This is a genomic window from Pseudomonas sp. TWI923 (assembly GCF_039673365.1).
Taxonomy (GTDB): Bacteria; Pseudomonadota; Gammaproteobacteria; order Pseudomonadales; family Pseudomonadaceae; genus Aquipseudomonas; species Aquipseudomonas sichuanensis.
This window is the reverse complement of the sequence record NZ_JBDJLM010000015.1, coordinates 58,315-82,233: the sequence shown is the minus strand read 5'-3', so window position 1 is coordinate 82,233 and position 23,919 is coordinate 58,315. Positions and strand designations below refer to the sequence as shown.

The following is a 23,919-nucleotide window of genomic DNA, read 5'->3' as shown; positions in this document are numbered from 1 at the left end:
GGGGGGTCACGCCTGTTCCCCCGCCTTTTTTTTGTCCTGGTGGTTGGGGTATTGCCCCGCGATTGCCCTATTTGCATCCCCGCTGGAGCCCACATGTCTTCACTGTCCACCGCCTGGCACCACCGCCCCACCCACCGCAAGGTCTGGGGCCTGGCCGCGCCGATGATCCTGTCCAACATCTCGGTGCCGCTGGTGGCGCTGGTCGACAGCACGGTGATTGGCCACCTGCCCCATGCCCATCAGCTGGGCGCGGTGGCCGTCGGCGCCACGTTGTTCACCTTCATGGTCGGCCTGATGGGCTTCCTGCGCATGGGTTCCACCGGCTTCGCCGCCCAGGCCGCCGGCCGTGCCGACGGCGCCGCGCTGCGCCAGGTGCTGGTGCAAGGGCTGTTGCTGGCACTGGCGTTCGCCGGGCTGATCGGCCTGCTGGCCCTGCCCTTCAGCCAGTTGGCGCTCCAGGCGATACAGCCCAGCGCCGCCTTGCACGCGTCCACCGAAGCCTTCTTCCACACCCGCTTGTTCGGCCTGCCGGCAGCCCTGGCCAGCTACGCCCTGGTCGGCTGGTTCCTCGGCACCCAGAACGCCCGGGCACCGTTGGCGATCCTGCTGACCACCAACCTGCTCAACATCGCCCTGAACCTGTGGTTCGTGCTGGGCCTGGACTGGGGCGTGATCGGCTCGGCCCGGGCCTCGGTAATCGCCGAATGGAGCGGTGCGCTGCTGGGCCTGGCCCTCACCCGCCCGGCGCTGCGCGCCTACCCCGGGCACATTGCCTGGGCCGCGCTGCAACGCTGGCAGGCCTGGCGACCGCTGCTGGCGGTCAACCGCGATATCTTCCTGCGCAGCCTGGCACTGCAACTGGTGTTCCTGCTGCTGACCCTGCAGGGCGCGCGCCTGGGTGAGGCGACGGTGGCGGCCAATGCCCTGCTGCTCAACGGCCTTTTGCTCACCGCCTATGCGCTCGACGGCCTGGCCCATGCGGTGGAGGCCCTGTGCGGCCATGCCATTGGCGCGCGCGACCGCGACAGCCTGCGCCGCGCACTGGTGGTGGCCTGCGGCTGGTCGCTGATCGTCAGCCTGGGCTTTGCCGTGCTGTTCCTGCTGGGCGGGCATTTGTTCATCGACCTGCAAACCGATATCGCCAGCGTGCGTAAGGCGGGGTATCCGTACTTGCCGTATCTGGCGCTGCTGCCGTTGATCGCGGTGTGGAGTTACTTGCTCGATGGGTTGTTCATTGGCGCCACGCGGGCGCGGGAGATGCGCAATGCAATGCTGCTGTCGGTGCTGATCGCCCTGCCCTTTGCGCTGGGGTTGAGCGGGTTGGGCAACCATGGCTTGTGGCTGGCCTTTTTGCTGTTCATGGCGCTGCGGGCGGTGACACTGGGATGGGTGGGGTGGCGGATGCAGCAGAAGCGGCTTTGGATTCAGTGACGCCGGGGCCGCTTTGCGGCCCTTCGCGGGTGAACCCGCTCCCACAGGGCTGACTCGCAACCGTGGGAGCGGGTTTACCCGCGAAGGGCTGCAAAGCAGCCCCAATAGACCTCAAGAAGACAGGTACGAAGAGCGGGTCAGCCCCAGGCGCAAGGCATCCAGGAACTGGGTCCGCTCGCGCGCGCTGATCTTGGCGCTGGCGACCTTGTCGCGGTAGTGGGTCATCAACTCCTCCGGTGACAGGTGCACGTAGCGCAGCATGTCCTCGATGGTGTCGTGGGTCTCGATACCGGCGTGGTACACGCTGCCATCGGCATTCTGGTAGATGTTCACCGAGTCGGTGTCACCGAACAGGTTGTGCATGTCACCCAGGATTTCCTGATAGGCACCGACCAGGAACACGCCCAGCAGGTAGTCCTCGCCCTCCTTGACCGCATGCACCGGCATGCTGGTCTCGATGCTCTGCTCGTCGACGTACTGGTTGATCTTGCCGTCGGAGTCGCAGGTCAGATCCTGCAGCACCGCGCGGCGCAGCGGCTCTTCGTCCAGGCGGTGCAGCGGGATGATCGGCAGCACCTGGCCGATGGCCCAGGTGTCCGGCAGGCTCTGGAACACCGAGAAGTTGCAGATGTACTTGTCGGCCAGCTTGTCGTTCAGCTCGTCGAGCACCTGGCGGTGCGAGCGCTGGCGGGCCTTGAGCGAGTTGTGCAGGCGGCGGCACACGGCGAAGTAGCATTGCTCGGCCAGGGCTTTCTCGGCCAGGGTCAGCTTGCCGTCAGCGTACTGCGCAGCCACGTCACCCATGTAGTGGGTGGCGCGCCAGTAGGTCTCGGTGACCATCTCGATGTCGGTCGGGCCCAGCAGGTCGGCCAGCCACTGCACGGTCTCGGGCAGGCTTTCCTTGTTCTCGATCCGCGGCACTTCGTCGTTGTGGCTCTCGACGTCGGTCACCTGGATCACCAGCATGGCGTGGTGCGCGGTCAGCGAACGGCCACTCTCGGAGAAGATGTGCGGGTGCGGCAGGCCCTGCGCGTCGCAGAACTCCTTGAGCATCCCGACCACCACGCCGGCATAGTCGTCCATGTCGTAGTTGATCGAGCTTGCGTTGCGCGAGTGGGTGCCGTCGTAGTCGACGCCCAGGCCACCGCCGACGTCGATGTGATCCACCGGCAGGCCCAGGGCGCGCAGTTCGCCGTAGTAGCGGATCGCTTCCTTGAAACCGTGCTGGTAGTCGGCCAGGTTGGCAATCTGCGAGCCCATGTGGAAGTGCAGCAGGCGGATGCCCTGATCCAGCTTGGCGTCACGGAAGCGCTGCACCACCGAGATCAGCTGGGCGGCGGACAGGCCGAACTTGGACTTCTCGCCACCGGTGTCGGCCCACTTGCTCGACGCCAGCGACGACAGGCGCACGCGCAGGCCGACCTGCGGTTTCACCTTGAGCTCGGCGGCCTCTTCGATCACCAGGGCGACCTCGGATTCCTTCTCGATCACGATGAACACGTTGTGGCCGAGCTTCTGGCCCATCAGTGCCAGGCGAATGAACTCGCGGTCCTTGTAACCATTGCAGACGATGGTGCCGCCTTTCGGGGCCAGCGCCAGCACCGCCAGCAGCTCGGGCTTGGAGCCGGCTTCCAGGCCGATGGAGACGTTCTGCGTGGCGATGATGTTCTCGACCACCGCCTCCTGCTGGTTGACCTTGATCGGGTACAGCGCGGTGTACTGGCTCTGGTATTCCAGGCGCGCGATGTTGGCGTCGAATGCGCCGGTCAGCTGGCGCACGCGGTCCTGCAGGATGTCCGGGAAACGCACCAGCAGCGGCAGCGACAGCCCGCTCTGGCGCAGTTCATCGACTTGTTCGTACAGGTCGATCGGGGCGCTGCCCGGGCCGTTGGGGCGCACTTCGACGCGCCCGGCTTCATTGATGGCGAAATAACCCGCGCCCCAATGGCGGATGCCGTAAACACTGCGGCTGTCCGCCACGGTCCATTGGCTACCATCGTCTTTGCGTGTGCGTCGTACGGACATTCAAGTCCCCTATGGATAAGTCGAAGACACTGCCCCGCAAGGGGCGGGCGCAGTGTAGAAGCTGAAAATGACGATTCGTCCGTGCCCGCAGGTAGACCGCGCGCACAGAACCGAGTTTAGAAAGCCTTGGGCAAAAATCCCGTGACGGCCTCAGCCGCCGGACTTTTTCGCCTTGAAACCCTGCTTGATCAGCTCGCCGAGCAACAGCTCGACGTGGTCGCCCTGGATTTCGATGACCCCGTCCTTGAGCGCGCCGCCGGTGCCACAGCGGCGCTTGAGGGCGGTGGCGAGCTCCTTGAGCTGGTCCAGGGGCAGCGGCACACCGCTGATCGTGGTCACGGTCTTGCCACCGCGGCCTTTGCTTTCGCGGCGCACGCGGGCGATGCCGTCGCCTTCGGGGATGACCTGCTGGCTGCAGATGCAGGCGTCCACCGGTTTGCCACAGTCAGGGCAGTGCCGACCGGCATCGGTGGAGTAAACGAGACCGCCAAGGGCGGCGAAGGAAGAAGCTTTCTTGGTCACTTTTGTGCCTCTGTGCTGAGGACAAAAACTGGCCGACGGGAGCCGACCGCGAAGCCCCACTCTGGCAGGGGCGGCGCTACTGCCGCAAGGTTGTGCGGCAGCCCGAAAAGGGCGCGCAGTGTAACGATAAATCCGGCGCTTGCTAAGTACAGGATTGCGCCAATTTACGAATGTTTTGCGACCTCATCGCGGGGCAAGCCCGCTCCCACGCAATTGCACTTCATATCGTGGGAGCGGGCTTGCCCCGCGATCGGTCAGATCAGGCTAGCCTGGTACCGCTGCAACGCTGCCAGCGAGTCCGGGCAGTACGGTCGCTGCGCGCTTTCGGCCTGGGCCTGTTCGACAGGGATGAACCGCGCCTCGCTCACCTCTTCGGGCTGCAAGCGCAACGCCCCGTCCCACACCGCCGAAAACACCGCGCACCACAGCCGATTGCCCGGCTGGTCGAAGTAGAACTTCTCGTGGAAGCGCAACGTAACGCCGCTCACCCCCAGTTCTTCTTCCAGCTCCCGGGCCGCCGAGTCGGCATAGCTTTCCTCATGCCCGACCATACCGCCCGCCGCCACATCCCAATACCCGGGATACAGCGCCTTGCTCAGGGTACGCCGGTGCACGCACAAGTCGCCGGCACTGTTGAACAGCAGGATGAAGGTGCAGCGCCCGATCAGGCCGCGCTCACGCAGCTCGGCCCGCGGCAAGGCGCCGAGCGGCTGGTCGTGGTCATCCACCCAGGCCACCCGTTCGGCGTCGGAGGCCGCGCGGTGCGCGACCTCGGCAGGGCTGATGGGCATGTCAGCCCTGGGACAGCAGCTGGCGCAGGTCGATGACCGCGGCGTTGGCCCGGGAAATGTAGTTGGCCATTACCAGCGAGTGGTTGGCCCACATGCCGAAGCCGCTGCCGTTGAGCACCATCGGGCTCCACAGCGCTTCCTGGGACGCTTCCAGCTCACGGATGATCTGACGCACGCTGACCGTGGCGTTCTTCTTCGCCAGCACGTCGGCAAAGTCGACCTCGATGGCGCGCAGCAGGTGCGACAGCGCCCACGCCTGGCCACGGGCCTCGTAGAACACGTTGTCGATCTGCAGCCACGGGGTTTCGACCACTTCTTCATCGACCTGGGGCGCCTGGCCCGGGGCCACCGACTCGGTCTTCAGGGTGTTGTTGAGCTTGACCCGGCCAACGCTGGCCGACAGCCGTTGCGACAGCGAACCCAGGCGGGTCGCGACGTCACCCAGCCAGTTGTTGAGGTTGTCGGCGCGGGTATAGAAGATCGCGCCCTGGTCGCCCTTGGCCAGACGGTTCTGGTAGCGGCTGAGCGACTTGATGCCCTCTTCGAACTCCGACTCGCTCGACGGCAGGATCCAGCTCTTGTTGTCGAAGTTGAAGCGCGGCTCGGCCTTGGCCAGGTCGGCGTCTTCGGTTGACTGCGACTGCGAACGGGCGAAGTCCTTGCGCAAGGCGCGGGACAAGTCGCGGACCTGGACCAGCACGCCATATTCCCAGCTCGGCATGTTGTCCATCCACAGCCCGGGCGGGAAACGGTCGTTGGAGATGTAGCCACCCGGCTTGTCGAGCAGGGTGCCGGCAACGGTCTTGAGGGTTTCGACGGTGGTGTAGCCGATCACCATCTGCTGGCCGTTGCGCTCGGCGGCGGCCTGGGCGTTCTGCTGCACCGGGAACAGTGCCGGCTCCTCGCTCCAGTACCAACCCAGGCCCAGGCAGACCAGCAGGTACAGACCGATCAGGGTCCCCAAGGCGCGGCTCCAGAGGCCGCCAAGATAGCTACGGGTGGCCGAGCCACGGGCTTCAACCCGCTCGCGAGGCTCGGCTTTGGCCTCGCGGTTTTTCCAATCCAGCATGGCATTGTCCTTGATCAGTGGAGACGGTACAGGGCTTGGACCTCTGGTTGGCGCCAGGGTGCCACGGCAAGCCCGCGTGGCAGCACTATAAAGCAGACGCCGCCATTCGTATAAGCGACCAACGGGTCGACAACTGAATAATCGTCCCTGAACACTTTGTTGACCCTGGGCACTCGCTTGTCGGAAAAGCGGTGCTAGCATAGAGCCATCACTGAACCTGCACCTCCTCTACTAACAAGCAGTCAGGACATGACCCAGCCAGCCGACCCGAGCCACGAGCGCCTCAAGCAGCATTTTGCCCAGCGGGTCATCCACCAGGCCCGGCAGATCCTCGAAATCTGGCAGCGCCTGCAGCGTGGTGAATGGTCGAGCGCCGGCCTGGGCGAGCTGGGCGAAGCCAACCTGCGGCTGCAGCGCTACGCCGAGCGCTTCGAGCAACCCGAGCACGGCAGCCTGTCCACGGCTATCGGCCAGACGCTGCGCGCGATAGAAGCCAACAGCGCGCGGCTCAACTCCGAACTGATCGCCGAACTCAACCGTTTGATGCAACGCCTGTCGCGCACCGGCCTGCGCAAGGGCGACCAGCTCGACAACGTACCGCTGCCGCCCCTGCGCAAACCGGTGTACATCGTCCTGCAGGATCATGAGCGCGCCGAGCGCCTGGCCCAGCAACTGGAGTTCTTCGGCCTGACCGTGCAGGCGCTGTTCAGCGCCAACGCCTTCCAGGCGTCGATGAGCGAGCGCCTGCCGGCGGCCATCATCATGGACGTGGACTTCACCGGCCCCGGCGTCGGCCTGCAACTGGCGGCCCAGGCCCAGCAAGGGCTGGAGCAGCACATCCCGCTGCTGTTCTTCAGCCTGCACGAAACCGATACCCCCACCCGCCTGGCCGCCGTGCGCGCCGGCGGCCAGGAATTCCTCACCGGCACCCTGGAGGCTTCCAGCCTGCTGGAAAAAGTCGAACTGCTGACCAGCGCCACCCAGTACGACCCGTTCCGTGTGCTGGTGATCGACGATTCACGCGCCCAGGCCCTGCACACCGAGCGCCTGCTCAACAGCGCCGGGATCATCACCCGCACCCTCACCGAGCCGATCCGCACCATGAGCGAGCTGGCCGACTTCCAGCCCGACCTGATCATCCTCGACCTGTACATGCCCGCCTGCACCGGCCCGGAGCTGGCCAAGGTGATCCGCCACAACGACCGCTATGTCAGCGTGCCGATCATCTACCTGTCGGCCGAGGACGACCTGGACAAGCAGCTCGACGCCATGAGCGAGGGCGGCGACGACTTCCTCACCAAGCCGATCCGCTCGCGCCAGCTGATCACCACCGTGCGCAACCGCGCCGCCCGTGCCCGCCACCTCAAGGCGCGCATGGTCCGCGACAGCCTCACCGGGCTGTACAACCACACCCACATCCTGCAATTGCTCGAAGACTGCAGTTTCCGCGCCCGGCGCGAGGAGCAGCCGCTGTGCTTCGCCATGCTCGACATCGACCATTTCAAGAAGATCAACGACCGCCATGGCCACCCCATGGGCGACCGGGTGATCAAGAGCCTGGCGCTGTTCCTCAAGCAACGCCTGCGCAAGACCGACTTCATCGGCCGTTATGGCGGCGAGGAGTTCGCCATCGTCATGCCCAACACCGGGCTGGCTGCCGCGCACAAGGTGCTCGACGACATCCGCCGGCGCTTTGCCGAAATCCATTACCCGGCGCAGCCGCATGACCTGCAGTGCACCTTCAGCGGCGGCGTGGTGCAGCTGGATGACAGCCTCGATGCGCTGACCATGGCCAGCGCGGCGGATGAAGCGCTGTACCGGGCCAAGCATGCCGGGCGCAATTGCGTGGTGCGAGTCGATCCGTAACCTGCGCCACCGCTCTGTGTAGGAGCAACTGTCTTGTACTGCCTGCGTTTAACTCATCGCAGGCTGCGCCCCAACAGATACAACGCTTGGCGTCAAAGCGGCGCGTATCCTGTGGGAGCGGGTTTACCCGCGAACACCGGCAGAGCCGGTGCCATCCACCCCGATACCGGCACTGTGCCACTTATTTTTGACGCCAACCCCGCGTCGTCATCACCTCGTCATAAAACCGCAATAACTTCAGGCACCTACCTCCACTCCCCGCAGGAAGTCCGCGGCTATGCGCCTGAAGTGGCTGACCAATTTCAACACCCTGTTGCTGGTAACCGTGTGCATCGCCCTGGGCGCGACCCTGTGGTGGTCACAACGTGCGCTGGAGCGCCCCTATCAACTGATGGAACGCTACCTGGGCCTGTCGCAGCAGTTCCAGAACGACGCCGCGCGCAACACCCAGGCCTACCTGGCCAGCGGTGATGCCCTGCGCCACGCCGCCGCCGTGGAAGCCAACAAGCAACTGCAGGCCGCCCTGGCTGACTGGCCCGAGGACTTGTCGGGCGAACTGCGCCCGAGCCTCGACAGCCTGCAGGCCTTCACCGCCAACGAACTGCTGGCCGCCGGCAAGCTGGCCGGCGATCCCCAGGCCTTGCTGTTGCAGGCCGAGCGCGAGCTGGGGGCCAACCTTGAACAACTGGCAGGCTACGCCCGCGACAGCGGCAGCGCCGAGGCCAGTCGCTACCTTGCGCCGCTGATGGAGGCCACCCTGCACCTGGGCCGGCTGTCGCTGGCCCGCGACAAGCTGGTCAGCAGTGGCCGCGCGGAACTGGCCGATGAAGTGCAGCGCGAACTGCAACTGATCGCCGCCCAGGCCCAGACCCTCGACGGCCTGCCGCTGCTGGGGGTAACCCGCGCCGCCGAATCCAACGCCGACGACTTTGCCGCCATGATGGGCCTGGACGCGCAAACCAGCGCCCAGCAGGAAGACGTCGCGGTCGGCCTCAAGCGCGAGCTGCAAAGCCTGCTCAAGCGTTACCCCGCCGAGCTGCAACGCACCCGCGAGCAGATCGAGCGGCGCGCCGCCCTCGCCGCCAGCACTGGCGAGCGTCTTGACGCCGTGCAGCAGGCCATCGCCGGGCTCGAGCCACAGGTGCGCGCCCAACACGGCAAGATCGCCGGCGAAGTGCGGATCCTCCAGGGCCTGATGATCGGCCTGATCCTGCTCATCGCCCTGCTGATCGACACCCTGCAACGGCGCCTGGCAGGCACCCTGAGCAGCCTCGCGCCGGCCCTGTCGCGCTGGGCCGAGGGCGACTTCGCCCAAACCATCGAGCTGGGCAAGACCAACCGCGAGCTGCACGACATCCAGGAGTCGCTGAACCGCCTGCGCCAGTACCTGGTTGAGCTGGTGGGCACCATTCGCCACAACGCCGAGCAAGTGGCCGGCAGCAGCCACGCCCTGGCCGGCATGAGCAGCGCCTTGCACGACGGCGCCGAACGCCAGGCCGGCGACACCGCGCAGATCCGCGATGCCCTGGGCGAGCTGGAGGCGACCATCCAGCAGGTGGCCGGCGATGCCAGCGCCGCCGCCGAGGCCAGCCACCACGCCGGGCGTGCGGTGGAACAGGGCCAGACGGTGATCGGCCAGAGCCTGTCCGGGCTGCGTTCGCTGGTCGACGAGGTGCAGGGCAACGCCCGCATGATCGAACAACTGGCCGAGGAGTCGGCCACCATAGGCGGCGTGCTCACGGTGATTCGCGCGATTGCCGAACAGACCAACCTGCTGGCCCTCAACGCCGCCATCGAAGCCGCCCGGGCCGGTGAAATGGGCCGTGGGTTTGCCGTGGTCGCCGACGAAGTACGCTCGCTGGCCCAGCGCACCACCGGCGCCACCGGCGAGATCCAGGCGCTGATCGACCGCCTGCAGCAGGCCGCCCGCGACTCGGTGGACGGCATGCGCACCCAGCTGGAGCATGCCGAGGCCACCGCCAGCCAGGCGCAATCGGCCGATGGCGCGCTGGACCAGATCGTCAGCGCCATCCGCACCATTGCCGACACCGCGGTGCGGATTGCCGATGTGACCGCGCAACAGACCGGCGCGGTGAGCGAGATTCGCGGGCACAGTGAGCGGATTCACGAGCTGGGCGAGGACAACCTGCAGCGTATTGGTGAAGGGCGCGAGCAGGGCGAGCAGTTGCTCAAGCTGGGCGGGGAGTTGAATACGGCGGTGCGGGCGTTCCGGCTTTAAGATCGGCATGGCCTGGATGGCGAGGGCTCTGCCCTCGATCGCGACACAAGGCCGCTCCTACAGGAAACCGCGCCCCCCTGTAGGAGCGGCCTTGTGTCGCGATGGGTCGCGCAGCGGCCCCAATTCCCGCCAACTCCGCTATGATGCCCGCCAAGTTCCACCTTGCGAGTCCGCCATGCGCCGCCTGTTTTTCCTGCTGTTCCTGCTGCTGGCCAGCCCCGCCTTCGCCAGTGGCCTGCTCGACAACCGCCCCAGCGCCACCCTCGGCGCCGCCTCGCTGTCCAACAGCGCCGACTTCCTGCCGGTACACGAAGCCTTCAAGCTCAGCCTGGTGCAGGCCGACGCGCAAACCATCAAGCTGCGCTTCGTCGCCACCGACGGCTACTACCTGTACCGCCACCGCTTCCAGTTCCGCACCGAGCCTGCAGACATCGCGCTGGGCGCACCGAACATCCCCAAGGGCGAGGCCAAGCACGACGAGTTCTTCGGCGACGTCGAGGTGTATCACGGCGTACTGGACATCGAGCTGCCACGCACCGATCAACGCGCCTTCACCCTGCTGGTGGGCTACCAGGGCTGCGCCGACAAGGGCCTGTGCTACCCGCCGGAAACCGAACGGCTGAGCATTGAGGGCGAAGGCGGCGCGCTGCCGGCCACCGCTGAAACCGGCTGGAACTGGAAGTCCCTGGCGCTGTTCTTCCTCGCGGGCCTTGGCCTGACCTTCACTCCCTGCGTGCTGCCGATGCTGCCGATCCTGTCCGGGGTGGTGCTGCGCGGCCAGGTCGGCGGCCTGCGCGGCCTGTCGCTGTCGCTGGCGTATGTGCTGCCGATGGCGGCCAGTTTCGCCGTGCTGGGGGCGCTGATGGGCCTGTTCGGCGCCGGCCTCAACCTGCAGGCACGCCTGCAGTCGGCCTGGGTGCTGGTGCCGTTCGCAGGGTTCTTCGTGTTGTTCGCCCTGGCCATGTTCGGCCTGTTCGAGATCAAGCTGCCACAGGCGCTGGGTAACCGCCTGGAGAAGGTCGCCAACCACACCCGAGGCGGCTCGCTGCTGGGTGCGGCGGTGCTGGGCGTGCTGTCGAGCCTGCTGGTTTCACCCTGTGTTTCGGCGCCGTTGGCCGGTGCGCTGCTGTACATCAGCGCCAGCGGCGACGCCATGGGTGGCGCGCTGAAACTGTTCGCCCTGGGCCTGGGCATGGGCGCCCCGCTGCTGCTGGTGGCCACCGGCGGCGCGGCCTGGCTGCCGAAAAGCGGCCCGTGGATGAACACCGTCAAGAACGCCATTGGCGTACTGCTGCTGGGCCTGGCCATCGGCCTGCTCAGCCGCGTGTTGCCGGGTCCGCTGACCCTGCTGCTGGTCGGCCTGCTGGCCGCTGGCGTGGCGCTGTTCCTTGGCGCCCTGGAGTTCGTGGTCAAGTCACCGCGCCAACGCCTGGCGCAGTTGCTCGGCCTGGTACTGCTGGTGTACGCACTGGCCTGCTGGTACGGCGCCCTGAACGGCCAGGGCGACCCGCTGCGCCCGCTGCCAGCACCGCTCGCGGCCACTGTCCCAACGCAGGCCAAGGCCGATGCCTGGCAGACCCTCACCACCCCGGCCGCCCTCGACGCGGCCCTGGCCGAGGCCAAGGCCGCAGGCCAACCGGTGCTGCTCGACTGGTACGCCGACTGGTGCATCAGCTGCAAGGTGATCGAGCACGAAGTACTCAACGCCGAGCCTGTGCTCAAGCAATTGGGCGCGTTCCGCCTGCTGCGCTTCGACATCACCCAGAGCAACGCCGAACAGCGCGCCCTGCTCGATCGCTACCGCCTGTTCGGCCCGCCCGCGCTGATGTTCTTTGCGGCGAACGGCAGCGAAATGACCACTGATCGGGTGATTGGCGAGATAAACGCCGGCGATTTTGCGCAGGTTTTGGCGCGCGTGCGCGGCCAACTCGGTCTATAACTTCCCGCGACCGGTGAAAAAACCGGTAACAAGTGACCAGAGTTAATCATCTGGTCACATACTTTGCGCGAATCTCGGTCATCGTGCTGGCTATTGCCGGGAACTGGACACTCATCGCTGCTTGCGGCATAGTCGCCGCGCTATGTCGAATTGCCCTACAAAATCAAGGAATCGCAGATGGCAACCCTACTGGTGCTGCACGGCCCCAACCTGAACCTGCTCGGCACCCGCGAACCGGGCCACTATGGCGCAGCCACGCTGGCGCAGATCAATCAGGACCTGGAGCAGCGCGCCCGCGCCGCCGGCCACCATCTGCAATACCTGCAGAGCAATGCCGAATATGAATTGATCGACCGTATCCACGCCGCGCGTAACGAAGGCGTGGACTTCATCCTGATCAATCCGGCCGCTTTCACCCACACCAGCGTCGCATTACGTGACGCATTGCTCGCGGTGAGCATCCCATTCATCGAAGTGCACTTGTCCAACGTGCACAAACGCGAGCCGTTCCGTCATCACTCCTACTTCTCCGATGTTGCCGTAGGGGTGATCTGCGGCCTGGGCGCCACCGGTTACCGGCTGGCCCTGGAGTCTGCGCTGGAACACCTGGCTGCCAACGCACAGCCCTGATGACACAAGGCCTTGGCCCACCGGCCAAGGCTCAGATGAAACGTTTTCGACACGTTTTCAAATTAAGTCCCCGACCGAACCTTGGGAGTTGCTGATTAATGGATATCCGTAAAGTCAAAAAGCTGATCGAACTGCTGGAAGAGTCCGGCATCGACGAACTGGAGATCAAGGAAGGCGAAGAGTCCGTTCGCATCAGCCGTAACAGCAAGACTCCGGCCGCTCAACAGTACTACGCACCTGCTCCGGTAGCCGCGCCTGTCGCCGCCCCGGTTGCCGCTGCTGCTGCCCCGGCTGCCGAAGCCGCTGCTGGCGCCCCGGCCCTGAAAGGCACCGTGGTGCGCTCGCCGATGGTCGGCACCTTCTACCGCAAGCCTTCGCCGACCTCGCCGAACTACGCCGAAGTGGGCCAGACCGTGAAGAAGGGCGACACCCTGTGCATCGTCGAAGCCATGAAGATGATGAACCACATCGAATGCGAAATCGGCGGTGTGATCGACGCCATCCTGGTAGAAGACGGTCAGCCGGTTGAATACGACCAGCCGCTGTTCACCATCGTTTGAACCGCGGAGAGCCAACGATGTCTGGGAAGCTCGAAAAAGTCCTGATCGCCAACCGCGGGGAAATTGCCCTGCGGATCCTGCGTGCCTGTAAAGAGCTGGGTATCAAGACCGTCGCCGTCTACTCCAAGGCCGACAAGGAACTGATGCACCTGGGCCTGGCGGACGAGACGGTCTGCATCGGCCCGGCGCCGTCCAAGGAATCCTACCTGCACATCCCGGCGATCATCGCCGCTGCTGAAGTGACAGGCGCCACCGCTATCCACCCGGGTTACGGCTTCCTCGCGGAAAACGCCGACTTCGCCGAGCAGGTGGAAAACTCCGGCTACATCTTCATCGGCCCGAAAGCCGACACCATCCGCCTGATGGGCGACAAAGTGTCGGCCAAGGACGCCATGATCAAGTCGGGCGTGCCGACCGTTCCGGGCTCCGACGGCCCGCTGCCGGAAGACGAAGAAACCGCGCTGGCAATCGCCCGCGAGGTGGGTTACCCGGTGATCATCAAGGCCGCCGGTGGCGGTGGTGGTCGCGGCATGCGCGTGGTGCACAAGGAAGAAGACCTGATCGAATCGGCCAAGCTGACCCGCACCGAAGCCGGTGCTGCGTTCGGCAACCCGATGGTCTACCTGGAGAAGTTCCTGACCAACCCACGTCACGTGGAAGTGCAGGTACTGTCCGACGGCCAGGGTAACGCCGTGCACCTGGGCGACCGTGACTGCTCGCTGCAGCGCCGTCACCAGAAGGTTCTCGAAGAAGCGCCGGCCCCGGGCATCGACGAGCAGGCCCGCCAGGAAGTGTTCAAGCGTTGCGTCGACGCGTGCATCGAGATCGGCTACCGCGGTGCCGGTACCTTCGAGTTCCTGTACGAGAACGGCCGCTTCTACTTCATCGAGATGAACACCCGCGTCCAGGTCGAGCACCCGGTTTCGGAAATGGTCACCGGCATCGACATCGTCAAGGAGATGCTCAGCATCGCCGCTGGCAACAAGCTGTCGTTCCGCCAGGAAGACGTGGTGATCCGTGGTCACTCGCTGGAGTGCCGGATCAACGCCGAAGACCCGAAGAAGTTCATCCCGAGCCCAGGCACGGTCAAGCACTTCCATGCCCCGGGTGGCAACGGCGTTCGCGTCGATTCGCACCTGTACAGCGGTTATTCGGTTCCGCCGAACTACGACTCGCTGATCGGCAAGCTGATCACCTACGGCAAGGACCGCGACGAAGCCATGGCGCGCATGCGCAATGCCCTGGACGAGATCGTCGTCGACGGCATCAAGACCAACATCCCGCTGCACCGCGACCTGGTGCGTGATGAAGGTTTCTGCAAAGGCGGCGTCAACATCCACTACCTCGAGCACAAACTGGCCAACCAGGAGTGATCGCGTTAGCGAGATGAAAGAACCCCGGCCCCGTGCCGGGGTTTTTTATTGCCTGCCAGCGGTTCGCCGATCCCTGCAGGAGCGGCCTTGTGCCTTAGCCCTTCATCCTCGGCATCTCGATCCGGTGCTCATGCACGCGTCGATACAGGGTCGCCCGCGATATCCCCAGCGCCCGCGCCGCATCGGCCGGTTTCCAGCGATGACGGATCAGTGCATCCAGCAGCAACTGCCGTGCCGGGCAAGACGCGCCGCCTTCAGCCGAATCAACCGCGTCACCGCGCACCTCTTGCGGCAGGTCCTGCAATTGCAACTCCCCGCCCTCACTCACCGCACAGGCATAGCGCAACACCTGCCGCAGCTGGCGCAAATTGCCCGGCCAGCGATACACCAGCAATGCCTCCAGGGCCGCGTCCGCCAACAGCACCTCGACCCCGCAGGCCGCCGCCTCCTCGCCCAGCAACTGGTGGATCAACCCCAGCCGGTCATCGCGCTCGCGCAGCGGCGGCAATTCGAAACGGGCGTTGGCCAGGCGGAAGTACAGATCCTCACGGAAACGCCCCTCAGCGACCATCGCCGCCAGGTCACGGTGGGTGGCGCAGATCACCTGGATATCCACACGCTCGCGCCGCGCCGCGCCCAGCGGCGCCACCTCGCCTTCGGCCAGTACCCGCAGCAGGCGGGTCTGCAGGTGCAGCGGCATGTCGCCGATCTCGTCGAGGAACAGCGTGCCGCCATTGGCCTGCTGCAACAGGCCCTGCATGCCCTTGGCCGAGGCGCCGGTGAAGGCGCCGGCGACATAACCGAACAGTTCGCTCTCAATCAGGCTCTCGGGGATGGCCGCACAGTTGAGGGTGACGAAAGGCCCCTCGCGGCGCTGGCTCTGCTGGTGCAACTGGCGAGCGAACACCTCCTTGCCGGCGCCGGTTTCGCCCTGTACCAGCACCGCCAGGTTGCAGTCCTTGACCCGCGTGGCCAGGCGCAGGTGCTGTTCGATGCGCGCATCCTGCACCTGGCGCACGGGCTGAGCGCGCCCACGCCGTTGCGGCGCGCTGACCCGCCCATACAGCCCACCCCAGCCCGGCAGGCGCTGGGCCGAAGCGTCATGGGCGCGGCGCAACTGGTCCAGGTCGAACAACTCGCCGATATGCTCGGGCAACCGCCCGTCACGTTCCAGCAGACGCTGGCGGGCCAGGCTGTTGAGCGCCTGCAGGCGGCCATCGCTGTCCCAGGCCAGCAGGTAGTCCGGCTGGCTCTCGACGTAGCCCGGCGTGCCATGGGCGCGCATCACCCAATGGCCCTGCACGCTGTGCATGAAGAAGGCGTTCTCGATCTCCCGTGCGGTCTGCTCGACCAGTTGGCGGATCAGGTGCTGGCTGCGCCGGTCATCCGGCGATTGCAACGCCGACACGTCCACCACCCCAAGCAGCTCGCCGGCCGGGTCGAACACCGGCGCCGCGGTGCAGGTCAGGCCAATGAACGCGGCGCGAAAGTGATCGCGCTTGTGCACCGTGACCGGCGCCTTGCTGGTCAGCACCGCCGCCACCCCACAGGTGCCCTCCTCGCCTTCCGACCAACAGGTGCCCAGGTACAGCCCGGCCTTGCGGCAGTCGTTGCGGATCGTAGCCTCGACCCGGTAATCGATGGTGCGGCCCTGGGCATCGGTGAGCAGCACGCAGTAGTCGGCGCCACGCACCCGCTCATGCAGGCGTGCGACGGCATCACTGGCGATGCGCAGGAACAGTTCGGCGCGCTCGCGGCATTCGTTGAGCAGGCTTTGCGAAAGGATGCGCGGGCCCTGCTGGGAGGCAGGGTCGAGGCGGTACAGCTCCATGGAACGGCGCCACGAGTCGAGGATCAGCGGCGGTACCGGCGCCTGGGGCAGGCGTTCGGCGTTCTTCAGCACCCGACTGACGCAGTCGACATGGGCTTTGGAGTTCGCGGCAAGCATTGGGGCCCTCCGGTTCTCATTGTTCTTGTCGTTGTGCGGCCATTAAGCGCCAGCGCGGATACCCCGACAAGCGCTGTGTGATTGCCGGCCCACCTGAGACGCAGCGTCTCAGCGTCTCGCCCAGGCCCGCCCGGCCTGGCACCGGGCGTCTCGCCAAGGGCCTTCGCCAGCGCCCGTCAGCAGCGGCGCAAGCGCTCTGCTGCGGCACTCCCAGCGCCTTTGCAGAAACCTGGCACCGCGCTTGCTCCTGCCCTGGCAAACAACAATTCGAGGTGCGCCATGCCGCAACCCGCCGCTACCGTAGGGATCATCGCCAACCCTGCCTCCGGCCGTGACCTGCGCCGTCTGACCGCCAGCGCCGGGCTGTACTCCAGCACCGACAAGGCCTCGGCGATCCAGCGCCTGCTGGCTGCCTTCGGTGCCTGCGGTATCGCAGGGGTGCTGCTGCCCACCGACATGACCGGCATCGCCGCCGCCGTGCTCAAGGCCAGCCAGGGCCCCGGTGCCCGCGAGCAGCACTGGCCAGCCCTGCAACTGCTCGACCTGCCACTGACCCAGACCGTGGCCGACACCCGCCTGGCTGCCCGGCGCATGGTCGAGGCCGGCGTGGCGATGATCGCCGTGCTCGGCGGCGACGGTACCCACAAGGCGGTGGCCGCCGAGGCCGGCGACGTACCGCTGCTGACGCTGTCCACCGGCACCAACAACGCCTTCCCCGAACTGCGTGAAGCCACCAGCGCTGGGCTGGCCGGTGGCCTGCTGGCCAGCGGGCGCATCCCGCCGAGCCTCGGCCTGCGCCGCAACAAACGGCTGCTGGTGAAGGTGCCCGAGCAGGGCCTGTGCGAGTGGGCGCTGGTCGAGGTCGCCGTGTCGCCGCAGCCTTTCATCGGCGCCCGCGCCCTGAGCCGCAGCGATGACCTGGCCGAGGTCTTTGCCTGCTTCGCCGAACCCCACGCCATCGGCCTGTCCGCCCTGTGCGGGCTGTGGCAGCCGGTCTCGCGCCAGGACCCGCACGGCGCCTGGGTACGCCTTGACGCCAGTGCCGACCAGGCCCTGCTCGCACCACTGGCCCCAGGCCTGCTGCAAGGCTGCGGGATCAGCGCCAGCGGCACGCTCATGCCCGGCATCCCTCAGCGCCTGAGCCTGGCCAGCGGCACCCTGGCCCTGGACGGCGAGCGCGAGATCGAGTTCGCCGCCCACGACACCCCGACCATCACCCTCGACGCCCAGGGCCCGCTGACCGTGGACGTCGAAGCCGTGCTCGCGCATGCCGCCCGCCATCACCTGCTGGCGGTCCCGCGCGGCCACCGGCTGCACCCTGCAACCCCGTGTTGAGACAACCCTGGAGAACAACAAGATGTCCAATCAGCTCAGTTCGCAACAGCTGCTGCATGCCTATGAAGTGATGCGCACCATCCGCGCCTTCGAAGAACGCCTGCACGTGGAGTTCGCCACCGGCGAGATCCCTGGCTTCGTCCACCTGTATGCCGGCGAAGAAGCCTCCGCCGCCGGGGTCATGGCCCACCTGCGCGACAGCGACTGCATCGCCTCCACCCACCGTGGCCATGGCCACTGCATCGCCAAGGGCGTCGACGTGTACGGGATGATGGCCGAGATCTACGGCAAGAAGACCGGCGTGTGCGGCGGCAAGGGCGGCTCGATGCACATCGCCGACCTGGAGAAAGGCATGCTCGGTGCCAATGGCATTGTCGGTGCCGGCGCGCCCCTGGTGGCCGGCGCCGCCCTGGCGGCCAAGCTCAAGGGCCGCGACGATGTATCGATCGCCTTCTTCGGCGATGGCGCCTCCAACGAGGGTGCCGTGTTCGAGGCGATGAACCTGGCCTCGATCATGAACCTGCCGTGCATCTTCGTCGCCGAGAACAACGGCTACGCCGAGGCCACCGCCTCGACCTGGTCGGTGGCCTGCGACCATATCGCCGACCGCGCCGCCGGCTTCGGCATGCCGGGCGTGACCATCGACGGCTTCGACTTCTTCGCCGTGCACGAAGCCGCCGGCGCCGCCATCGAACGCGCCCGCGCAGGCCAGGGGCCGTCGCTGATCGAGGTCAAGCTCAGCCGCTACTACGGCCATTTCGAAGGCGACGCCCAGACCTACCGCGCCCCGGACGAGGTGAAGAACCTGCGCGAGCAGCGCGACTGCCTGCTGCAGTTTCGCAACAAGACCACCCGCGCCGGCCTGCTCAGCCCGGAACAGCTCGACGCCATCGACGCCCGTGTCGCCGACCTGATCGAGGACGCCGTGCAGCGCGCCAAGTCCGACCCCAAGCCACAGCCCGCCGACCTGCTCACCGACGTCTACGTCAGCTACCCCTGAGCCCGGATTACAAGAACAAGAAGGAGCACCACCATGGCAAGAAAGATCAGCTACCAGCAGGCCATCAACGAAGCGCTGGCCCAGGAAATGCGTCGTGACAGCACGGTGTTCATCATCGGCGAGGACGTCGCCGGCGGCGCCGGTGCACCCGGCGAGGACGATGCCTGGGGCGGCGTGCTCGGCGTCACCAAGGGCCTGTACCACCAGTTCCCCGGCCGCGTGCTCGATGCACCGCTGTCGGAGATCGGCTATGTCGGGGCGGCCGTGGGCGCCGCCACCCAGGGCCTGCGACCGGTGTGCGAACTGATGTTCGTCGACTTCGCCGGCTGCTGCCTGGACCAGATCCTCAACCAGGCCGCCAAGTTCCGCTACATGTTCGGCGGCAAGGCGGTCACCCCGCTGGTGATGCGCACCATGTACGGCGCCGGCCTGCGCGCCGCCGCCCAGCACTCGCAGATGCTCACCTCGCTATGGACCCATATCCCCGGCCTGAAGGTGGTGTGCCCGGCTACGCCGTACGACGCCAAGGGCCTGCTGATCCAGGCGATCCGCGACAACGATCCGGTGATCTTCTGCGAGCACAAGCTGCTGTACAGCATGCAGGGCGAGGTGCCGGAAGAGGTCTACACGGTGCCGTTCGGCGAGGCCAACTTCGTCCGCGACGGCGACGACATCACTCTGGTGACCTACGGGCGCATGGTCCATGTGGCGCTGGAGGCGGCCAACAACCTGGCGCGCCAGGGCATCGACTGCGAAGTGCTGGACCTGCGCACCACCAGCCCATTGGATGAAGACAGCATCCTGGAAAGCGTCGAGAAGACCGGGCGCCTGGTGGTGATCGACGAAGCCAACCCACGCTGCTCGATGGCCACCGATATCAGTGCACTGGTGGCACAGAAAGCGTTCGGCGCCCTCAAGGGCCCGATCGAGATGGTCACCGCGCCGCACACCCCGGTGCCGTTCTCCGACGCCCTGGAAGACCTGTACATCCCCGATGCGGCGAAGGTCGAGGCCGCCGTGCGCAAAGTGATCGAAGCTGCAAGGAGCGCCGCATGAGCCAGATCCACACACTGACCATGCCCAAGTGGGGCCTGTCGATGACCGAGGGCCGGGTGGACACCTGGCTCAAGCAGCAAGGCGATGAAATCCACAAGGGCGACGAAGTGCTGGACGTCGAGACCGACAAGATCAGCAGCAGCGTCGAAGCCCCGTTCAGCGGCGTATTGCGCCGGCTGGTGGCGCAGCCCGACGAAACCCTGCCGGTGGGCGCGCTGCTGGCGGTGGTGGTCGAAGGTGAAGCCGAAGAAGCCGAGATCGACGCCGTGGTGCAGCGCTTCCAGGCCGAGTTCGTCGCCGAGGGCGGCGCCGAGCAGGCCCAGGGGCCGACGCCGCAGAAGGCCGAAGTGAACGGGCGCCTGCTGCGCTGGTTCGAGCTGGGCGAAGGCGGCACGCCGCTGGTGCTGGTGCACGGGTTCGGCGGCGACCTCAACAACTGGCTGTTCAACCACCCGGCATTGGCCGCCGAGCGGCGAGTCATCGCCCTCGACCTACCCGGCCATGGCGAGTCGGCCAAGGCCCTGCAACAGGGCGATCTGGATGAACTGAGCGACGCGGTGCTGGCCCTGCTCGACCACCTGGATATCCCCCGTGCGCACCTGGCCGGCCACTCCATGGGCGGCGCGGTCAGCCTCAACCTCGCCCGCCGGGCGCCCCAGCGCGTGGCCAGCCTGAGCCTGATCGCCAGCGCCGGGCTCGGCGAGGCCATCAATGGCCAGTACCTGCAAGGCTTCGTCGCCGCCGCCAACCGCAATGCGCTGAAGGGGCCGATGAGCCTGCTGTTCGCCGACCCGGGGCTGGTCACCCGGCAACTGCTCGAAGACATGCTCAAGTTCAAGCGCCTGGAGGGCGTCGACAGCGCACTGCAGCAACTGTCGGCTGCCCTGGCCGACGGCGACCGGCAGCGCCACGACCTGCGCGCCGTGCTCGGCCAGCACCCGGCGCTGGTGCTGTGGGGCGCCGCCGACGCGATCATCCCGGCCAGCCATGCAGATGGCCTGGACGCCGAAGTGCAGGTGATCCCGGCAGTCGGCCACATGGTGCAGATGGAAGCCGCCGAGCAGGTCAACCAGCAGTTGCTGGCCTTCCTGCGCAAGCACTGACCCTTTTACGTGAGCCTGGAGAACAACAATGAACGACCTGAGCCACACCCATATGCGCGCCGCCGTCTGGCATGGCCGCCACGATATCCGCGTCGAACAGGTGCCGCTGCCCGCCGACCCGCCGCCCGGCTGGGTGCAGATCAAGGTGGACTGGTGCGGCATCTGCGGCTCGGACCTGCACGAGTACGTCGCCGGCCCCGTGTTCATCCCGGTCGAGGCGCCGCACCCGCTGACCGGCATCCAGGGTCAGTGCATCCTCGGCCATGAGTTCTGCGGCGAGATCGTCCAGCTCGGGGACGGCGTGCAGGGCTACGCCGTGGGTGACCCGGTGGCGGCGGATGCCTGCCAGCACTGCGGCACTTGCTATTACTGCACCCACGGCCTGTACAACATCTGCGAGCAGCTGGCCTTCACCGGATTGATGAACAACGGCGCCTTCGCCGAGCGGGTCAACGTGCCGGCCAACCTGCTGTACAAGCTGCCCGAGGGCTTCCCGCGCGAGGCAGGGGCGCTGATCGAGCCGCTGGCGGTGGGCATGCACGCGGTGAAGAAGGCCGGCAGCCTGCTGGGGCAGAACGTGGTGGTGGTCGGTGCCGGCACCATCGGCCTGTGCACCATCATGTGCGCCAAGGCCGCCGGTGCGGCGCAGGTGATCGCCCTGGAAATGTCCTCGGCGCGCAAGGCCAAGGCGCTGGAAGTGGGAGCCAGCAGCGTGCTCGACCCCAGCCAGTGCGACGCCCTGGCCGAGATCCGCGCACTGACCGGCGGGCTGGGGGCCGATGTGAGTTTCGAGTGCATCGGCAACAAGCACACCGCCAAGCTGGCCATCGACACGATTCGCAAGGCCGGCAAGTGCGTACTGGTGGGCATTTTCGAAGAACCCAGCGAATTCAACTTCTTCGAACTGGTGGCCACCGAGAAACAGGTGCTCGGCGCGCTGGCCTACAACGGCGAGTTCGCCGACGTGATCGCCTTCATCAATGACGGGCGACTGGATATCCGGCCGCTGGTGACCGGGCGTATCGGGCTGGAGCAGATCGTCGAGCTGGGCTTCGAGGAGTTGGTCAACAACAAGGAGCACAACGTGAAGATCATCGTTTCGCCGGGCGCGTCGTGAGTGGTGAAAGGGCCCAGGCACCAATACCGATCGGTTAAGCGGCTTGCGGCCCTTTCGCTGGCAAGCCAGCTCCCACAGGGACAGCGCATGCCCTTGGGCCTCGCGCGTCCTTTGTAGGAGCGGCCTTGTGCCGCGAAAGGGCCGCGAAGCGGCCCCAGGATTTCAGCGTGAAAGCAGAAATCGCCGGGGCTGCTCTGCAGCCCTTTCGCGGCACAAGGCCGCTCCTACAGCGGACGTGCAAGCTCATAGAGTGGGGGCTGGCTTGCCAGCGACTGGCTGCGCAGCAGCGCCCAGCTACTACTGCCAGGCCAGCAGGAGCGAGGCTGCCTGGTCGGACCAAGCCTGCTGGTAAGCCTGGATATGCCCATGCAGGGCATCACCGGCATGACCTTGCTCCAGCAGTGTCTGCAGGTCCATCACATGATCGAACAGCACATCGCGCAGACGCTGAACATAGAGCGTCGAATCCACCAGATCGGCGGGGCGTCGCAACCAGTGGCGCCGCAGAGCGTCGTCATAGGCAGTGATGAAACGCACACTGACACTCTCGATCACGATTTCCACGCTTTCATGCTGGCTTTCCGGCACCTGCTCTCGCCATGGCTGCTCGGCGTCTGCCTCAGTCTCCGCAAACAACCCGCTGGCGCGCATGACCGAGGCCTGGTAAAGCGCCGACAGCAGCTCCGGGGTGAACGCCACTTCGGGCACCAGAAACTGGAATTCGACCGCAATCTGCTCTTCGATCACCGCCTGCAGCGACATTTGAGTGGCCAGACGCTCTTCGACGATTTCGCCCCATTGAGTCATCCGCGCGTGCAGTGTTTGGTTGGTCATTATCAGTACCTCACAGTGAATGTGCCTGCAGTCTGACGCTGACCAGAAACGGATCCGCGGTATCTATTGCTATGCCCCGCTCGCCACCTCACTCCCTTTTAGCGCCCGCCTGACGTAAACTGGCGCCCTTTCGCGCAGCCTCGGGCTGCCCCTGTCGATTTATCAAAGGTGCCCGCCATGCCCTGGCTGCAAGTACGCCTGGCCATCAGCCCGGAACAAGCCGAAACCTACGAAGACGCCCTGCTGGAAGTGGGTGCTGTGTCGGTGACCTTCATGGACGCCGAAGACCAGCCGATCTTCGAACCGGACCTCAACACCACCCCGCTGTGGTCGCATACCCACCTGCTGGCGCTGTTCGAGGCCGACACCCAGCCCGACGCGGTATTCGCCCACCTGACCCTGCTGACCGGCGCCGCACTGCCCGAGCACCAGGCCGAGGTGATCGAGGACCAGGACTGGGAACGCAGCTGGATGGACGGTTTCCAGCCCATGCGCTTCGGCCAGCGCCTGTGGATCGTACCGAGCTGGCACGAGGCCCCGGAAAAGGACGCGGTCAACCTGCTGCTCGACCCGGGCCTGGCGTTCGGCACCGGCACCCACCCGACCACTGCCCTGTGCCTGGAATGGCTCGACGGCCAACAGCTGCAAGGCACCCAGGTGCTGGACTTCGGCTGCGGCTCGGGCATCCTCGCCATCGCCGCGCTGCTGCTCGGCGCCCGTGAAGCGGTCGGCACCGACATCGACGTGCAGGCGCTGGAAGCCTCGCGCGACAATGCCCAGCGCAATGGCATCGCCGACGACAGGTTCCCCCTGTACCTGCCCGAGCACATGCCGGCCATGCAGGCCGACGTGCTGGTCGCCAACATCCTGGCCGGCCCGCTGGTGGCGCTGGCGCCGCAACTGTCCGGCCTGGTACGCCCCGGCGGCCTGCTGGCGCTGTCGGGCATCCTTGCCGAACAGGGTGAGGAAGTGGCCGCGGCCTACGCCGCCGACTTCGATCTGGACCCTATTGCCGTACGCGACGGCTGGGTACGGATCAGTGGTCGCCGCCGCTAACCGCGCCTAGACTCAACACCTGCAC

General features: G+C 66.3%; 19 protein-coding genes. 13 read left to right on the top strand and 6 right to left on the bottom strand.

Annotated features, from left to right (window positions below; genetic code table 11):
* Window positions 1-93 precede the first annotated feature (93 nt).
* On the top strand, window positions 94-1,431 hold the full coding sequence (locus tag ABE459_RS09340) for an MATE family efflux transporter (RefSeq protein ID WP_323830397.1): 1,338 nt from the start codon (window positions 94-96) through the stop codon (window positions 1,429-1,431).
* 111 nt (window positions 1,432-1,542) lie between these two features.
* On the opposite strand, the gene speA is transcribed toward ABE459_RS09340, so the two are convergent.
* The 4 genes from speA to ABE459_RS09320 all read right to left on the bottom strand — a co-directional run bounded on the left by speA (window position 1,543) and on the right by ABE459_RS09320 (window position 5,838).
* Complete coding sequence (gene speA / locus ABE459_RS09335; RefSeq protein WP_125465687.1) at window positions 1,543-3,456, bottom strand: arginine decarboxylase; 1,914 nt, start codon at window positions 3,454-3,456, stop codon at window positions 1,543-1,545.
* 150 nt (window positions 3,457-3,606) lie between these two features.
* Window positions 3,607-3,978 carry a translation initiation factor Sui1 gene (locus ABE459_RS09330; RefSeq protein ID WP_125465688.1) on the bottom strand — a complete coding sequence of 124 codons (372 nt, stop codon included), beginning with the start codon at window positions 3,976-3,978 and terminating at the stop codon, window positions 3,607-3,609.
* Between the two features lie 254 nt (window positions 3,979-4,232).
* A complete protein-coding gene (locus tag ABE459_RS09325) occupies window positions 4,233-4,769 on the bottom strand; it encodes an NUDIX hydrolase (RefSeq protein WP_323830398.1) in 537 nt (178 codons plus the stop codon).
* A gap of 1 nt (window position 4,770) precedes the next feature.
* A complete protein-coding gene (locus tag ABE459_RS09320; protein WP_125465690.1) occupies window positions 4,771-5,838 on the bottom strand; it encodes a DUF2333 family protein in 1,068 nt (355 codons plus the stop codon).
* A gap of 249 nt (window positions 5,839-6,087) precedes the next feature.
* On the opposite strand from ABE459_RS09320, the gene ABE459_RS09315 reads away from it, so the two are divergent.
* From ABE459_RS09315 to accC, 6 genes are all read left to right on the top strand, one after another.
* Window positions 6,088-7,704 carry a PleD family two-component system response regulator gene (locus ABE459_RS09315; protein ID WP_125465691.1) on the top strand — a complete coding sequence of 539 codons (1,617 nt, stop codon included), beginning with the start codon at window positions 6,088-6,090 and terminating at the stop codon, window positions 7,702-7,704.
* Window positions 7,705-7,981: 277 nt separating this feature from the next.
* Window positions 7,982-9,943 carry a methyl-accepting chemotaxis protein gene (locus ABE459_RS09310; protein ID WP_258705176.1) on the top strand — a complete coding sequence of 654 codons (1,962 nt, stop codon included), beginning with the start codon at window positions 7,982-7,984 and terminating at the stop codon, window positions 9,941-9,943.
* A 175-nt stretch (window positions 9,944-10,118) separates the two neighbouring features.
* Window positions 10,119-11,882, top strand: coding sequence for a protein-disulfide reductase DsbD (locus ABE459_RS09305; protein ID WP_323830399.1), 1,764 nt, complete (start codon window positions 10,119-10,121; stop codon window positions 11,880-11,882).
* A 177-nt stretch (window positions 11,883-12,059) separates the two neighbouring features.
* Window positions 12,060-12,512 (top strand): type II 3-dehydroquinate dehydratase, encoded by a 453-nt coding sequence (gene aroQ / locus ABE459_RS09300; RefSeq protein ID WP_011535870.1) that lies wholly within the window; start codon window positions 12,060-12,062, stop codon window positions 12,510-12,512.
* 98 nt (window positions 12,513-12,610) lie between these two features.
* Window positions 12,611-13,072 carry an acetyl-CoA carboxylase biotin carboxyl carrier protein gene (gene accB, locus ABE459_RS09295; protein WP_125465694.1) on the top strand — a complete coding sequence of 154 codons (462 nt, stop codon included), beginning with the start codon at window positions 12,611-12,613 and terminating at the stop codon, window positions 13,070-13,072.
* A 17-nt stretch (window positions 13,073-13,089) separates the two neighbouring features.
* Window positions 13,090-14,445 (top strand): acetyl-CoA carboxylase biotin carboxylase subunit, encoded by a 1,356-nt coding sequence (gene accC / locus ABE459_RS09290; RefSeq protein ID WP_323830400.1) that lies wholly within the window; start codon window positions 13,090-13,092, stop codon window positions 14,443-14,445.
* A gap of 94 nt (window positions 14,446-14,539) precedes the next feature.
* Here accC and ABE459_RS09285 read toward each other — a convergent pair whose 3' ends face one another.
* Window positions 14,540-16,393, bottom strand: coding sequence for a sigma-54-dependent Fis family transcriptional regulator (locus tag ABE459_RS09285; RefSeq protein ID WP_323830401.1), 1,854 nt, complete (start codon window positions 16,391-16,393; stop codon window positions 14,540-14,542).
* 279 nt (window positions 16,394-16,672) lie between these two features.
* Between ABE459_RS09285 and ABE459_RS09280 the strand changes: the two genes are divergently transcribed.
* From ABE459_RS09280 to ABE459_RS09260, 5 genes are read left to right on the top strand one after another with little or no spacing between them, the layout of a single operon-like run.
* Window positions 16,673-17,728, top strand: coding sequence for an NAD(+)/NADH kinase (locus ABE459_RS09280; RefSeq protein ID WP_125465697.1), 1,056 nt, complete (start codon window positions 16,673-16,675; stop codon window positions 17,726-17,728).
* 22 nt (window positions 17,729-17,750) lie between these two features.
* On the top strand, window positions 17,751-18,728 hold the full coding sequence (locus ABE459_RS09275; protein ID WP_125860568.1) for a thiamine pyrophosphate-dependent dehydrogenase E1 component subunit alpha: 978 nt from the start codon (window positions 17,751-17,753) through the stop codon (window positions 18,726-18,728).
* Window positions 18,729-18,761: 33 nt separating this feature from the next.
* Window positions 18,762-19,784, top strand: coding sequence for an alpha-ketoacid dehydrogenase subunit beta (locus ABE459_RS09270; RefSeq protein ID WP_125465699.1), 1,023 nt, complete (start codon window positions 18,762-18,764; stop codon window positions 19,782-19,784).
* Complete coding sequence (locus ABE459_RS09265) at window positions 19,781-20,887, top strand: acetoin dehydrogenase dihydrolipoyllysine-residue acetyltransferase subunit (RefSeq protein WP_323830403.1); 1,107 nt, start codon at window positions 19,781-19,783, stop codon at window positions 20,885-20,887. The genes ABE459_RS09270 and ABE459_RS09265 overlap by 4 nt, the downstream gene beginning before the upstream one ends.
* A 52-nt stretch (window positions 20,888-20,939) precedes the next feature.
* Window positions 20,940-22,004 carry a 2,3-butanediol dehydrogenase gene (locus ABE459_RS09260; protein WP_223277232.1) on the top strand — a complete coding sequence of 355 codons (1,065 nt, stop codon included), beginning with the start codon at window positions 20,940-20,942 and terminating at the stop codon, window positions 22,002-22,004.
* Between the two features lie 297 nt (window positions 22,005-22,301).
* Here ABE459_RS09260 and ABE459_RS09255 read toward each other — a convergent pair whose 3' ends face one another.
* Complete coding sequence (locus ABE459_RS09255) at window positions 22,302-22,838, bottom strand: hypothetical protein (RefSeq protein WP_323830404.1); 537 nt, start codon at window positions 22,836-22,838, stop codon at window positions 22,302-22,304.
* A gap of 177 nt (window positions 22,839-23,015) precedes the next feature.
* Between ABE459_RS09255 and prmA the strand changes: the two genes are divergently transcribed.
* Window positions 23,016-23,894, top strand: coding sequence for a 50S ribosomal protein L11 methyltransferase (prmA, locus tag ABE459_RS09250; RefSeq protein WP_125465703.1), 879 nt, complete (start codon window positions 23,016-23,018; stop codon window positions 23,892-23,894).
* Window positions 23,895-23,919: the final 25 nt, after the last annotated feature.